The organism is Mesobacillus jeotgali, from assembly GCF_014856545.2.
Lineage (GTDB): Bacteria > Bacillota > Bacilli > Bacillales > Cytobacillaceae > Mesobacillus.
In genome coordinates, this window is sequence record NZ_CP109811.1 from 3,645,502 (window position 1) to 3,658,487 (window position 12,986).

The 12,986-nt window shown below is 43.4% G+C and carries 14 protein-coding genes; 5 read left to right on the forward strand and 9 right to left on the reverse strand.

The annotated features are described in order from the left end of the window. The first annotated feature begins 411 nt into the window (after nucleotides 1-411). The 3 genes from deoC to FOF60_RS18690 all read left to right on the forward strand — a co-directional run bounded on the left by deoC (nucleotide 412) and on the right by FOF60_RS18690 (nucleotide 2,272). Nucleotides 412-1,086 (forward strand): deoxyribose-phosphate aldolase, encoded by a 675-nt coding sequence (deoC, locus tag FOF60_RS18680; protein ID WP_192473686.1) that lies wholly within the window; start codon nucleotides 412-414, stop codon nucleotides 1,084-1,086. Between the two features lie 43 nt (nucleotides 1,087-1,129). Beyond that, nucleotides 1,130-1,552, forward strand: a complete 423-nt coding sequence (locus tag FOF60_RS18685; RefSeq protein WP_192473685.1) for a cytidine deaminase — start codon at nucleotides 1,130-1,132, stop codon at nucleotides 1,550-1,552. A gap of 105 nt (nucleotides 1,553-1,657) precedes the next feature. After that, nucleotides 1,658-2,272: an AmiS/UreI family transporter gene (locus FOF60_RS18690; protein WP_192473684.1), complete on the forward strand. Its 615-nt coding sequence runs from the start codon at nucleotides 1,658-1,660 to the stop codon at nucleotides 2,270-2,272. Between the two features lie 50 nt (nucleotides 2,273-2,322). Here the strand turns inward: FOF60_RS18690 and FOF60_RS18695 are convergent, their stop codons facing one another. From FOF60_RS18695 to FOF60_RS18705, 3 genes are all read right to left on the reverse strand, one after another. Further along, nucleotides 2,323-3,252, reverse strand: a complete 930-nt coding sequence (locus FOF60_RS18695) for a manganese-dependent inorganic pyrophosphatase (RefSeq protein WP_192473694.1) — start codon at nucleotides 3,250-3,252, stop codon at nucleotides 2,323-2,325. Between the two features lie 175 nt (nucleotides 3,253-3,427). Continuing rightward, complete coding sequence (gene ald, locus FOF60_RS18700) at nucleotides 3,428-4,549, reverse strand: alanine dehydrogenase (protein WP_167832692.1); 1,122 nt, start codon at nucleotides 4,547-4,549, stop codon at nucleotides 3,428-3,430. 324 nt (nucleotides 4,550-4,873) lie between these two features. After that, nucleotides 4,874-5,029: a hypothetical protein gene (locus FOF60_RS18705; protein ID WP_192473683.1), complete on the reverse strand. Its 156-nt coding sequence runs from the start codon at nucleotides 5,027-5,029 to the stop codon at nucleotides 4,874-4,876. Between the two features lie 105 nt (nucleotides 5,030-5,134). Here FOF60_RS18705 and FOF60_RS18710 point away from each other — a divergent pair, with 105 nt between their 5' ends. Then, nucleotides 5,135-5,584, forward strand: a complete 450-nt coding sequence (locus FOF60_RS18710) for a universal stress protein (RefSeq protein WP_192473682.1) — start codon at nucleotides 5,135-5,137, stop codon at nucleotides 5,582-5,584. 60 nt (nucleotides 5,585-5,644) lie between these two features. Here the strand turns inward: FOF60_RS18710 and argH are convergent, their stop codons facing one another. Further along, the gene (gene argH, locus FOF60_RS18715; protein ID WP_192473681.1) at nucleotides 5,645-7,015 is read right to left on the reverse strand and encodes an argininosuccinate lyase; all 1,371 of its coding nucleotides are present in this window, start codon (nucleotides 7,013-7,015) and stop codon (nucleotides 5,645-5,647) included. Continuing rightward, entirely contained in the window at nucleotides 7,012-8,217 is a 1,206-nt protein-coding gene (locus FOF60_RS18720) for an argininosuccinate synthase (protein WP_192473680.1), read from the reverse strand. The genes argH and FOF60_RS18720 overlap by 4 nt, the downstream gene beginning before the upstream one ends. 211 nt (nucleotides 8,218-8,428) lie before the next feature. Here FOF60_RS18720 and FOF60_RS18725 point away from each other — a divergent pair, with 211 nt between their 5' ends. Continuing rightward, complete coding sequence (locus FOF60_RS18725; RefSeq protein ID WP_192473679.1) at nucleotides 8,429-8,746, forward strand: hypothetical protein; 318 nt, start codon at nucleotides 8,429-8,431, stop codon at nucleotides 8,744-8,746. Between the two features lie 200 nt (nucleotides 8,747-8,946). Here the strand turns inward: FOF60_RS18725 and FOF60_RS18730 are convergent, their stop codons facing one another. From FOF60_RS18730 to FOF60_RS18745, 4 genes are all read right to left on the reverse strand, one after another. After that, entirely contained in the window at nucleotides 8,947-9,471 is a 525-nt protein-coding gene (locus FOF60_RS18730; protein ID WP_192473678.1) for a GNAT family N-acetyltransferase, read from the reverse strand. 814 nt (nucleotides 9,472-10,285) lie between these two features. Then, nucleotides 10,286-10,798, reverse strand: a complete 513-nt coding sequence (locus FOF60_RS18735; RefSeq protein ID WP_192472551.1) for a MogA/MoaB family molybdenum cofactor biosynthesis protein — start codon at nucleotides 10,796-10,798, stop codon at nucleotides 10,286-10,288. A gap of 4 nt (nucleotides 10,799-10,802) precedes the next feature. Beyond that, nucleotides 10,803-11,639 carry an EcsC family protein gene (locus FOF60_RS18740; RefSeq protein ID WP_192472550.1) on the reverse strand — a complete coding sequence of 279 codons (837 nt, stop codon included), beginning with the start codon at nucleotides 11,637-11,639 and terminating at the stop codon, nucleotides 10,803-10,805. Between the two features lie 155 nt (nucleotides 11,640-11,794). After that, on the reverse strand, nucleotides 11,795-12,982 hold the full coding sequence (locus tag FOF60_RS18745; RefSeq protein ID WP_192472549.1) for an acetate kinase: 1,188 nt from the start codon (nucleotides 12,980-12,982) through the stop codon (nucleotides 11,795-11,797). Between the last annotated feature and the right edge of the window lie 4 nt (nucleotides 12,983-12,986).

The window sequence follows — 12,986 nt, forward strand, 5'->3', positions numbered from 1 at the left end:
ATAAAAGCCTCCTATTTGATCTGCAACGCTTTTTTCGAGGCCCATGAACTCTGCTTATCAAATAAAAAACCATATCCTCTGGGATATGGTTGAAATTTTTCAAAGCCATAGTTTTTTATAGAGGGTGTCCGCTATGAACCTCTCCCGCGATTGCAGTATGATTTATTCATTTTTATATAGCAACTATAATGAAATACCCCTTCAAAGTCAAAAGAAAATTTTGAGAGGAAATATGACAAATTCATGTATTTCCATTTTTTATTTTAAACATATGTTCACGAGGTTATTTACATATGTTCACCTACCTGATATATTATTCATGTAAGTGACACATAATAAATTTGGGTTATATATTTTTTCATTTAGATGAAAGCGTTTCAACTATTTTTATACGGAAAGGGTTTGAAATTAATGACAAACGATTTAGCAAGAATGATTGACCACACATTACTTAAAGCAAATGCAACTGAAGCGGAGATTGTAAAGCTGGCTGAGGAAGCAAAAGAATATAAATTCGCTTCTGTTTGCGTTAACCCAACATGGGTACAGAAGGCTGCTGAAATTCTTAAGGATGCTGAAGAAGTGAAGGTTTGCACAGTAATCGGCTTCCCCCTGGGTGCTACAACTTCAGAAACAAAAGCATTCGAAACAAAGAATGCAATCGAAAACGGCGCGACTGAAGTCGATATGGTCATCAATATCGGTGCCTTGAAAGACAAGCAATATGATCTAGTTGAAAAGGATATCAAAGCGGTAGTTGACGCTGCAAAAGGCAAAGCACTGACTAAGGTCATCATCGAAACTTGCCTTCTTAACGACGAGGAAAAAGAAATCGCATGCAAGCTTTCTGTCAAAGCAGGCGCAGATTTCGTTAAGACTTCAACTGGTTTCTCAACAGGCGGAGCGACTGTAGAAGATATCGCTCTAATGAGAAAAACAGTCGGCCCTGATGTTGGGGTTAAAGCTTCCGGCGGAGTCAGAAGCCTTGAGGATGCACAGAACATGATCGAAGCTGGCGCAACAAGAATCGGCGCAAGCTCTGGCGTGGCAATCGTTAACGGCCTGACTTCTGAGTCTTCATACTAATAGGAACTGCTAAAAAATATCAATTGGGAATGGGGAATGGACGATGGATAAGAACACGCTTGTTGAAAAAGCAATTGAAGCAAGAAGCACAGCATACGTTCCATATTCTAAGTTTCAGGTTGGCGCTGCAATCATAACAAGTAATGATAATGTATTCCTGGGCTGCAATATCGAAAATGCATCCTACGGATTGACAAACTGTGCCGAAAGAACAGCCATTTTCAAGGCAGTCTCTGAAGGTGACACAGAGATCAAGGCGATTGCAGTAGTCGCTGACACTGAAGGTCCTGTTTCTCCTTGCGGTGCCTGCCGCCAGGTAATTGCAGAGTTCGCAACTGACGAAACGAAAATTTACCTTGCCAATCTGAATGGCGATGTAAAGGAAACGACAATCAGCGAAATCCTTCCTGGATATTTCACATCCAAGGATATGGATAAGGTTGATATGTCCAAGAAAATGGTATAGATTGATTATTCTAAGTTAACAAGGGGCAACTCCTATAGAGTTGCTCTTTCTTATTTGAACGCTTAAGGAGGAAAGAGCTGACCCATCAATAGGGCGGCATACATCATGGGAGACGCAGGTTTATTACTATCAGGCGCAGCACTCTTCCTGAACAGCTTGATGCTATTAGGAAAGGCTAACGCGAAGAGTGTAGCAGTATTCAATTTATTTATCGGGGCATTACAAGTAATCGTGCCCTTCTACTTGATTGCCGTATCAGACCAGAGCAACTGGACGGTCTACAGTCTGGCAAGCATCTTTCTCTTTGGTTTTACTTATTTATATGTTGGGTTGACCTTGTGGAACAATCTTGATGGCACCGGCCTTGGCTGGTATTCCCTCTGGGTTGCTGTCCTCGCCATCATTTATGCTGCGGTTGCCTATGTCCATTTTGATGACATCGTCAACGCGCTTACATGGCTGATGTGGGCCTACCTTTGGTTCCTGTTCTTCTTATCAATGGGATTGAACAAGAAAATAGATGCATATGTCGGGAAAGTTGCGATGGTACAGTCATGGCTGACATTAACCTTCCCGGCACTGTTGTCGATGACTGGTTTATGGAAAACCAACCAAGTTGCCAGTGCATGGATTTACTTCTTAATTGCCGCTTTTGTTTATTTTGCTTATATTACATTAAAGCTGAAGAGATCTTCGGCCAGAACTGAGAAATTCGCGTAATACCAAAAAACCTTCCTGCCGAAATGGCCAGGAAGGTTCTTTATTTGGATTTACTTCGCAAGTACGTTTGTCAAAACAGGAACGACCTGCTTCTTGCGGGAAACAACACCTTTAAGTGTCGCAGTATTATCTTCAAGAGTTACATTGAATGCTTCCTCAACAGCTGCAGCCTTTTTACCAATCGCAAGCGCTGCAGAATCATTCGTCAATATATCAGTGATGACCAGCAAGAACAGATCCAAGTTCTTTTCAGTTATCTTATTGATCAATGCTTCTTCAAGCTCTACCTTGCGCAAAAGAACATCATTGACATCAACAGTGTTTACCTGTGCGATTTCAACCTTGGAATCTCCCATCTGGAATTCCTTGGCGTCAAGGGAAATAAGCTCTTCAATTGTTTTGCTGCTAAGATCCGCGCCAGCCTTCAGCATTTCAAGGCCGTATTCCTCAGCATCTACTCCTGCGATTTCAGCCAATTCACGTGCAGCTGCAACGTCCTGGTCTGTGCAAGTCGGGGACTTGAACAATAATGAGTCAGAGATGATCGCAGACAGCATTAGTCCAGCGATATTCTTTTCGATTTTCACATTGTTTTCTTTGTACATCTTATTTAAGATTGTCGCCGTGCAGCCTACTGGCTCAACTCGGAAATAGAGTGGGTCACTCGTCTCGAAATTCGCCACGCGGTGGTGGTCGATAACCTCAACGATTTGAACATCTGTAATGTCATCAGCACTCTGCTGGCGTTCGTTATGGTCAACAAGGATAACCTTGTCCACTTCTTCTGAAACTCTGCCTGCAAGGCGTGGTGCTTCAGCTTTGAAGTAATCAAGAGCATACTGAGTTTCTCCATTAACCTGGCCCAAACGTACCGCTTCTGCATCGACACCAAGCTTTTGCTTCAAGTTAGCATAGGCAATGGCAGAGCAGATTGTATCCGTATCAGGATTTTTATGTCCAAAAACAAGTACTTTTTCCATCATGACACTCCTCAATAACAAATTAACACGGTCATTCTAGCAACTAGAATATATCCCATAAATAATATACGCTAAAATTGAAAGATTTTAAACAGCTTTGTCATAAATAGACTTGCTTTTCCAGTCCAACAGGCTAAATAAAAGATCCGGAATATTTCATCCGGATCCAGAAAAATTAAATTTGCTCTAACAATGTTTTTGTTTCAGAGTATACAAGGTTATGTGCTTCTGCTACTGCCTGGTAAGTCACATAGCCATTGAGCGTGTTGATTCCCTTCAGCAATGCTTCATTGTCCAGGCAAGCCTGCTTGTAGCCTTTGTTCGCAATCTGGACAGCGTATGGCACTGTCACGTTCGTCAAGGCGATTGTTGATGTTCTAGGAACTGCCCCCGGCATGTTGGCAACTGCGTAGTGAACGACGCCGTGCTTTTCATAGGTAGGGTTATCATGTGTTGTGATTCTGTCAGTTGTTTCAAAGATTCCGCCCTGGTCGATTGCGATATCGACAACTACTGAGCCTGGGTTCATTGACTGGATCATTTCCTCTGTCACAAGCTTAGGAGCCTTCGCGCCTGGAATCAATACCGCACCGATAACGAGGTCAGAAGCTTTGACTGCTTCAGCAATATTCAAAGGGTTGGACATTAGCGTTGTAATGTCAGAACCGAAGATATCATCCAGCTGACGAAGACGGTCTGGGTTCAAGTCGATCATTGTGACCTGAGCACCAAGGCCGACAGCCATTTTAGCTGCGTTCGTGCCAGCTACACCTCCGCCGATGATTGTTACTTTTCCTCTTTGTACACCTGGAACGCCTCCAAGCAGGATTCCTTTTCCACCGTGAACTTTTTCAAGGAACTGCGCACCGATTTGTGTAGACATGCGGCCAGCAACCTCACTCATAGGAGTAAGCAATGGAAGCGAACCGTTAGCCAGCTGTACCGTTTCATAGGCAATACCGACAACCTTATTCTCGATCAATGCCTTAGTCAGTTCTGGTTCTGGAGCAAGATGCAAATATGTAAATAAAATTAAGCCTTCACGGAAATACCCGTATTCTTCTGCTAGGGGTTCTTTAACCTTCATGACCATATCCTGTGCCCATGCTTCTTCTGCACTTCCAACGATCAGAGCACCGGCAGCCTTGTAGTCTTCATCTGTAAAACTTGAGCCAATTCCAGCTCCAGTTTCAATGAAAACTTCGTGCCCGAAATTTACTAGGTTAACTACTCCTGCAGGCGTCATAGCCACACGATTTTCATTATTTTTTATCTCTTTAGGTACACCGATACGCATTTTTGCATACCTCCTATATAATAATTGCCCTACCATTTCAGCCCTGCCACCACTATATCATTTTTTCAATGAGTAAAGAAATATCGAAGCAAGATGAAAACACTTTCATTTTAGTAGAAAAAAATACTTTTGGCAAAACAATTCGTACAAATTTCCCTAAAATATACTATTCTGTATATTTTTAATTTTCGAGGAAGGAGTAATGAAAAATAAAAAGGCTTGCCGAGCAATGGTTCTCAGCAAGCCACCCTAGCCAGACTATTTTACTTTTTTGATAGAGAACTTAGCAGGCATTATTATAGCCTGTAAAGATCGAATACGGCTTTATCTATGTTGCTCGTTGTTTTCTGCTGCTGCTTTCATCTGTTCCTGCGGGACTACTCCGCTGTTGTATGAATCCATGATTTGCTGGCTTACCTGCATGACACCCTGATCATCGTAATCGTAAAATGACTGGCCGCGCTGTTCCTTTTTATCCATGTGAAATCCTCCTTCAATATGATGCTTGCATCTATAGTTTTCGTTGGATTGTCACAGCTATACCAATGAAACTGTTGTATAATATAGGTAAAGGAGGCGAGAACTATGGCACTTTATTATAAGAACATTTTAGTTGCCGTTGATGGTTCTAAACAAGCAGCATGGGCTTTTAAAAAAGCCATTGAAATCGCAAAAAGAAACGACGCTCGTCTGGTCATGACCCACATAATCGATTTACGCACCTTTGCAACTGTAGAGGCATATGACCGCACCATCTCAGAGCGTGCGACACAGTTTGCTACAGAGTTGATGGAAAGCTACAAACAGCAGGCACTCGAAGCTGGTATCAAAGATGTAGAGTATGACATCGATTATGGTTCACCAAAGGTCAAGATTGCGAAAGATGTTGCAAAAAAATATAACGCCGACCTGATTATTTGCGGAGCAACAGGAATGAACGCAGTGGAACGCTTCTTCATCGGAAGTGTCTCCGAGCATATCACCCGCTATGCATCTTGTGATGTCCTGGTTGTCCGGACTGACAAAGAGAATTAACCTGACTGACATACAAAAAGCACGAAGTATCTTTATATTGATACTTCGTGCTTTTTTCCATTATAATGACGTTTTTGCTTTCTCGATCTGAAGTTTCACTTGTGAAAAACCTGTGCCACCAGCACTGTTTCGTCTTTTCACGGCATTATAAGGATTCAATGCTTCGAAAATATCTTCTTCGAACAATGGGTTCATGGATTTGTAGGCTTCCAGTGGCAGGTCTGCAAGATAGCAGCCTTTTTGGATACAATCAAGGACAAGCTTGCCGACGATTTCATGTGCTTCACGGAAAGGTATGCCTTTCGCTGCCAGATAATCAGCCAGCTCTGTCGCATTTGAAAAATCTTTTTTAACTGCTCCTGCCATATCCTCCGTTCTCACCTTCATCGTACTGACCATGCCAGCGAAAATTTTCAGGGCGCCCTTCACTGTTTTGACCGTATCAAACATTCCTTCTTTATCTTCCTGCATATCTTTGTTGTACGCCAAAGGCAACCCTTTCAAGACCGTCAAGAGCCCCATCAGGCTTCCATAGACGCGACCTGTTTTACCGCGGATCAGTTCTGCCATATCCGGATTCTTCTTTTGCGGCATGATGCTGCTCCCTGTCGTGAAGGCATCTGAAAGCTCTATGAACTGAAATTCCTGGCTCGACCAGAGGATAAGTTCCTCGCACAATCGTGACAGATGCATCATTAAAATCGAGCTATCTGACAGGAACTCAAGAATAAAATCACGGTCACTCACAGCATCCAGGCTGTTTTCATAGATGCCCTCAAACCCGAGAATTTCTGCTGTCATATGGCGGTCAATCGGAAAAGTAGTTCCCGCAAGCGCCCCCGCCCCAAGCGGAGACAGATTGATCCTTTTCATGCTATCCGCAAATCGCTGTTTATCGCGGTCAAGCATCCAAAAGTAGGCCATCAGATGATGGGCAAAAGAGATCGGCTGTGCCCTCTGCAAGTGAGTATACCCCGGCATCAATGTCTCAATATTTTGTTCTGCCTGTTGTACCAAAGCTCTTTGGAACTCAGAGACCAGCTCGATGATTTCAGATACCTGATCTTTCAGGTATAAATGCATATCAGTCGCCACCTGGTCGTTCCTGCTTCTTGCCGTGTGGAGTTTGCCGCCGGTTGGACCAATCAATTCTGTCAGGTGATGTTCAATGTTCAGATGGATGTCCTCGAGTTTGGCTGAGTATTCGAGTTCTCCATTACTTGCTTTCTCCTCCAGTTTTCTTAGTCCTTGGATAATGTTGTCTGCTTCAGCTTCTGATATGATTCCGCACTTCGCAAGCATAGTTGCATGGGCGATACTGCCCTCGATATCCTGCTTTGCCAGTTCCTGGTCAAAGCCGATCGATGCCCCGAATTCATCGACCCATTCCTCAGCGGAGCCGGTGAATCTGCCTCCCCATAATTTCTTCACACTGTCACCTTCTTGCCCTGGACCATGCTGTGGACAACTGTTGGCAGTCCCCACAGATTGATGAATCCAACAGCAGAATTATGGTCGAACTCATCGTCAGCAGTGTACGTCGCCAGTTTTTCATTGTAAAGAGAATATGGAGATTTTCTGCCTTCAATGATTGCATGCCCTTTGAAAAGCTTGACGCGGACAGTACCCGTCACATGCTTCTGTGTTGATTTCAGGAACGCTGCCAGGGCATCCTGAAGCGGTGAAAACCAGAGCCCTTCGTAAATTAATTCGGTCATCTTTTTCTCAATAACCGGCTTAAAATGGGCTACCTCTTTTACAAGTGTGATATCCTCCAGTTCCTTATGCGCCTTTATCAAGGTCATCGCAGCAGGAGCTTCATATACTTCACGTGACTTGATGCCGACTAGACGGTTTTCCACATGGTCAATCCTTCCGACACCATGCTTGCCTGCAATACTGTTTAGCTCAAGAATCAATTCTGAAAGAGGATAAGTTTTCCCATCAATCGCTGTTGGTACACCCTCAACAAATTCAATCTCGATGATATCCGGTGTATCCGGCGTGTCTTCAAGCTCCGCCGTCAATTCATAAGCCTCTACTGGAGGGGCCTGCCACGGATCCTCAAGAATTCCGCATTCATTACTTCTTCCCCAAAGGTTCTGGTCAATGGAGAACGGGCTGTCTAGATTGATTGGAATCGGGATGCCATTGTTGGCTGCATATGCAATTTCTTCCTCACGTGACCATTTCCACTCACGGACAGGTGCAATGACCTTCAGCTCGGGATTCAATGCTTTGATTGAAACCTCAAATCGTACCTGGTCATTTCCTTTTCCTGTGCAGCCATGCGCAACAGCTGTTGCACCCTCCATTTCTGCTACTTCTACTAGTTTCTTAGAAATCAAGGGACGAGATAATGCAGATACGAGCGGATATTTACCTTCGTATAAAGCATGGGCCTGCAGAGCGAAAAGTGCATATTCATTGGCGAATTCTTCTTTTACATCCAAAACGTATGATTGAATTGCGCCTACCTTCAAAGCCTTTTCTTTTATGAACTGAAGATCCTTTCCTTCACCAACATCAAGACAGCAAGCTATTACCGCGTAACCCTGGTCCTTTAGCCATTTGATCGCAACAGATGTATCAAGCCCACCAGAATAGGCAAGCACCACTTTATTTTCAGCCATTTTTTCATACTCCTCTTCTTCGAATATTTATACATAAATTTAAATTTTTATTCATGTTTATAAAGTTAACAGGTTTTTGGGCACATTTCAAGATAAAATATGATTTTTTTATAATCCCGTGCATCTGCTCATAAATCAGACTGGTCTGGAAGCAGGATTAAAAGTATAGTAGAATGTAAGCAAGATTACCGGAATGGGGGCACCATCAGAAATGGAACAATTTTTTCTTTTTAACAGCCGACTGGGCATTCCCCTGCCAGACCTGCAAGGTAACTGGGAAGATTACAGCATTGATACACGGCACGCAATTCTTCTCCATTGGGAAAAAATTCGCGGCAGCATACCTGACCGGATCGCCGAGCTCGAAAAAACAATCAACCTGAAGCAAGCCCAGCTTTCCGATGAAAGCGACTTCATCCGCTCCTGTGAACTGAACAGTGAAATTTCCGAGCTTGCGTCCATCATCAATGACCTCTGGCTCTGGTATCGCACCCAGCAGGACATTTCAGCTGAGAAAATTCATCGATAATACTTTCATATGCATAAAAAATAGCCTGGAAGCTCCAGGCTATTTTTTTATGTTTATTTTTATTGAAGAAGTAAACGGCTCCTATTAAAAAAAACTGCCGCTGCTAAACTCAATTACGGTTTCCAGTTTCCTCAAGTTGGTGTATGGTTTAACCAATAAGGGTGCTGCCAATCAACACAAAAAAATCGTGATTACTAACTTCATGTATGCTGCCTTATCAATTTTTTTCCCATGATGACATAAGCTTCACCTTCTTCATTTGGATAAAACGCATCGTTTAAAACAGTCCATCCCAGGTATTCATATAGACTTCGGGCAGATTCATTATTATGTTGTGTTGTTAAAACCGCTGTTTTATGTTCTGCACCATCTACCAGCCGGGTTACCAATTGTTTTGCCAACCCTTGATTTCTAAATGCAGGATGCACCCCTAACTCAACAAATTCAAAACAATCTTCCAGCCAGTTTTGATATTCTTCTCGGTTAAAAGCTTTTGTCAGCAGCCCATGATAATACTGACCCGGCTGAGAAAAGTAACCATAAGCATAACCAGCCATATCCCCCTGCTCAGAAATTGCCACAATTCCTCTATAACCCTCATAACCTGAATGCCTCAACACTCGGTCCCTAATGGAACTATCTTCCTGATCCCATACTTGCTGGTATAAGTCCGCAACTTGGTTCAATAACTCTTCGTCACTAATAATTTCTCTATACTCGAACATCTTGTTTGCTTCCCCCTTTTTCTTTTGGACAGCTTTTCTCGTTTTCCTCTCAAACCTGTCTTAAGTTCGCTCTTCTTTTGACAGCTTTTCTTGTTTTCCCCTCAAACCTGGCTGAAGTTTGCTCTTCTTCTGACAGCTTTTCTTGTTTTTCTCTCAAACCTTTCTTAAGTTGACCCTTCTTTTGACAGCTTTTCTTGTTTTTCTCTCAAACCTGTCTTAAGTTCGCTCTTCTTTTGACAGCTTTTCTTGTTTTTTTCGCAAACCTGTCTTAAGTTCGCTTTTCTCTTGACAGCTTTTCTTGTTTTCCCCTCAAACCTGGCTGAAGTTTGCTCTTCTTCTGACAGCTTTTCTTTTTTTCTCAAACCTGTCTTAAGTTGACTTCTTTGACAGCTTTTCTCGTTTTCCTCAAACCTGTCTTAAGATCGCTCTTCTTTTGACAGCTTTTCTTGTTTCTCGCAAACCTGTCTTAAGTTCGCTCTTCTTTTGACAGCTTTTTCTCGTTTTCCAGTCAAACCTGTCTTAAGTTCGCTCTTCATTGACAGCTTTTCTTGTTTTCCATCCAAACCTGTCTTAAGTTGCCCCTTCTTTTGACAGCTTTTCTCGTTTTCCAGTCAAACCTGTCTTAAGTTCGCTCTTCTTTTGACAGCTTTTCTCCTTTTTCAGTCAAACCTGTCTGAACTGAAGCTGATGCTAACAGATCAAATACCATTTCCCTTTTCTCTGGGAACTCCATTCAGTTATTCAACCTAATTGCTCAAATTCCTTTTAAAAAACAAAAAAAGATGAAATCCGTTAAGATTCCATCCACAATTAGTTATAAATCCTTTGTCAGTTCTCTTACTACGTGTCCAATTTCGGGAATGATCAGTTTTTCCATTGCCAAGCGTACAGCACCTGTTGAGCCTGGTGTTGAGAAGACGGCACGGTCATTCACGACTCCGGCTGCGGCACGCGATAGCAGGGCAGCCGAACCGATATCCTCGGTATAGCTGAGCATGCGGAAAATTTCACCGAATCCAGGTATTTCTTTTTCGAAGATGCTTTGGACTGTTTCGATTGTGACGTCACGTTTGGCAATCCCTGTGCCTCCATTGGTAAGCACGACATCCACATCAGAATTGCTGCAGCCTTTCAGGACTTCTGATTTAATCGGATCTGCCTCATCTTTGACGATTACATAATCGACAATCTTATGACCTGCAGCCTCGAGCATTTCCATCATCAATTTGCCGCTCTTATCTGTTTCCGGTGTTCTTGTATCGCTTACTGTTATGACTTTGCAGCGCACCTGGCTCGGTGCAGCCTGCTTGTGTTCCTGAGTACTCATAACCCTACAGAGCTCCTTTTTCTTTGAAATATCTCATCTGGTAAAATTTATGGGCAAAGTCAGTGACCCTTCTCGTCAATTGATAGTTTGCCCCTGCTCCAATCGCCATGCTGATCACCGGCATACCCTGGACATGCTTTTTGCGGAACATCAGAATCGCCATTCCCTTGAAAATCTGTTTGATTGGCTGTTCCAGCCATGTTACGTCCGTGAGATCATCATTGCCTTTATAGAAATAATAATCCTCTGCCTGTTCAAGGTCATTTTTCAACTCTTCCCAGCCAGCGCTCTGCATCCTTGAAGGCATTGTCGCCGTATGGAATACCTTCAATGCGACCATCATTTCAAATGGAGTATTTACTTCAAATCCATACGTCATCGCAACCAGCTGGACAATTCGCAGATTTATGACCGCCATTGCCGGCATATCTGCTCCTAGTACAAGGTTTCCACCGCTTCCCGACATACCGCCCTGGACAAAGGAATAAAGTCTGTGGCGGGCAATTTGCTGCCTGGCAATGAATTCAAGCTGTTCAATCGGCAGCTCCCTTAAATCCTCAATCGTTTCGAGGTCAGGCTGAAAAACCCGCCCGGCAGAAAGAATGCGTTCCTTGGCATCCATCTGCAGCTGTGAACCCTGAATAAGAGAGTGAAGATGGAAAAGCCAGCCGTCGAACAAAGTGAAAAAGCGTTCCTGAACCTCTTCTGGCAAAAGCGAAAAAGACCGTTCAAGATATCGATCATACGCCAATTCAAAATCATTTGGTTCATAATCGTAGAGATTGTTTTCCCAAGCACTTAATTCATCCAGCACCTTTTGTTCCCGTTGAGTCAAAGGCATTGAAAAACCTCCAGCATATCTGAATTTTCTTCCAGTATAGCACAAGAAAAGCGGAAGCGCCTTGGTCAGCCCCGACTGGAGCTGGACACAATCCAAAATTCCGACTCCACACAAAAAGGCAGAAGCATCTGCGCTTCTGCCTGAAGAAATGTGATTTATTTAGCCAAACGCACGACATCACGAGCGATCATGACTTCCTCATCTGTCGGGATGACCATTACTTTTACTGGAGAGTGCGGGTAGCTGATGAAAGCTTCTTCGCCGCGCACTTTGTTCAAAGCTGGATCCCAGTAGATGCCCATGAACTCGAGGCCCTGAAGGACGCGGGCACGAATTGCAGAACTGTTTTCACCAATTCCAGCCGTAAAGATGATCGCGTCGACACCGCACATGCGTGCTGCATATGAACCGATGTATTTATGGATTCTGTCTGCAAAAACTTTCAAAGCAAGCTCTGCACGTTCATTTCCTTTTTCTGCTTCGTCTTCTATGTCACGAAGGTCACTTGAGAATCCGGATACACCAAGCATGCCGCTCTCTTTGTTCAGTACATCCAATACTTCATCAGCGTTTTTATCTGTTTTTTCCATGATATATGGAATCAAGGCAGGGTCAATGTTACCTGAACGAGTCCCCATCGTCACACCCGCAAGCGGAGTGAAGCCCATGGATGTATCAATTGATTTTCCTCCTTCAATAGCCGCGATACTTGCACCGTTTCCAAGGTGGCATGAAATCAAGCGCAGGTGCTCAACCGGACGGCCAAGCATTTCAGCTGCACGCTGTGAGACATACTTGTGTGAAGTACCATGGAAGCCATATTTACGGATTCCGTACTTTTTGTAGTAGTCGTATGGAAGGCTGTAAAGGAATGAATTCTCAGGCATTGTCTGGTGGAAAGCTGTATCAAACACAGCAACCGCCGGCACATTTGGAAGCACCTGCTGGAATGCGCGGATACCAGTCAAGTTAGCTGGATTGTGCAGTGGCGCAAGCTCAGAAAGCTCCTCGATTTTTTGTAGTACCACATCGGTGATCAATACTGAATCACTGAACTCTTCACCGCCGTGAACAACACGGTGGCCGATTCCTTCGATTTCATCAAGAGACTGGATGATTCCTAAAGACGTTAGTTTATCAAGAAGGATTTTTACCGCTACCTCATGATTCGGGATATCAGTAACTTCCTTGTTCTTTTCGCCATTAACAGAAATAGTGAAAATGGAATCTTTCAAACCGATTCTTTCCACGATTCCTTTAGTGATAACTTCTTCGCTTGGCATTTCGAACAATTGGAACTTAAGTGACGAACTGCCGGCATTGATTGCAATTATTTTAGACATTTGT

Excerpts from the sequence above, each read along its gene's own strand:
- FOF60_RS18695 (WP_192473694.1), bottom strand. The coding sequence starts at position 3,252 with ATGGAAAAAGTACTTGTTTTTGGACATAAAAATCCTGATACGGATACA.
- ald (WP_167832692.1), bottom strand. The coding sequence starts at position 4,549 with ATGCGTATCGGTGTACCTAAAGAGATAAAAAATAATGAAAATCGTGTG.
- FOF60_RS18720 (WP_192473680.1), bottom strand. The coding sequence starts at position 8,217 with ATGGCTGAAAATAAAGTGGTGCTTGCCTATTCTGGTGGGCTTGATACA.
- FOF60_RS18690 (WP_192473684.1), top strand. The coding sequence starts at position 1,658 with ATGGGAGACGCAGGTTTATTACTATCAGGCGCAGCACTCTTCCTGAAC.
- FOF60_RS18705 (WP_192473683.1), bottom strand. The coding sequence starts at position 5,029 with ATGGATAAAAAGGAACAGCGCGGCCAGTCATTTTACGATTACGATGAT.
- FOF60_RS18685 (WP_192473685.1), top strand. The coding sequence starts at position 1,130 with ATGGATAAGAACACGCTTGTTGAAAAAGCAATTGAAGCAAGAAGCACA.
- deoC (WP_192473686.1), top strand. The coding sequence starts at position 412 with ATGACAAACGATTTAGCAAGAATGATTGACCACACATTACTTAAAGCA.
- FOF60_RS18730 (WP_192473678.1), bottom strand. The coding sequence starts at position 9,471 with ATGTTCGAGTATAGAGAAATTATTAGTGACGAAGAGTTATTGAACCAA.
- FOF60_RS18745 (WP_192472549.1), bottom strand. The coding sequence starts at position 12,982 with ATGTCTAAAATAATTGCAATCAATGCCGGCAGTTCGTCACTTAAGTTC.
- FOF60_RS18710 (WP_192473682.1), top strand. The coding sequence starts at position 5,135 with ATGGCACTTTATTATAAGAACATTTTAGTTGCCGTTGATGGTTCTAAA.
- FOF60_RS18735 (WP_192472551.1), bottom strand. The coding sequence starts at position 10,798 with ATGAGTACTCAGGAACACAAGCAGGCTGCACCGAGCCAGGTGCGCTGC.
- FOF60_RS18740 (WP_192472550.1), bottom strand. The coding sequence starts at position 11,639 with ATGCCTTTGACTCAACGGGAACAAAAGGTGCTGGATGAATTAAGTGCT.
- FOF60_RS18725 (WP_192473679.1), top strand. The coding sequence starts at position 8,429 with ATGGAACAATTTTTTCTTTTTAACAGCCGACTGGGCATTCCCCTGCCA.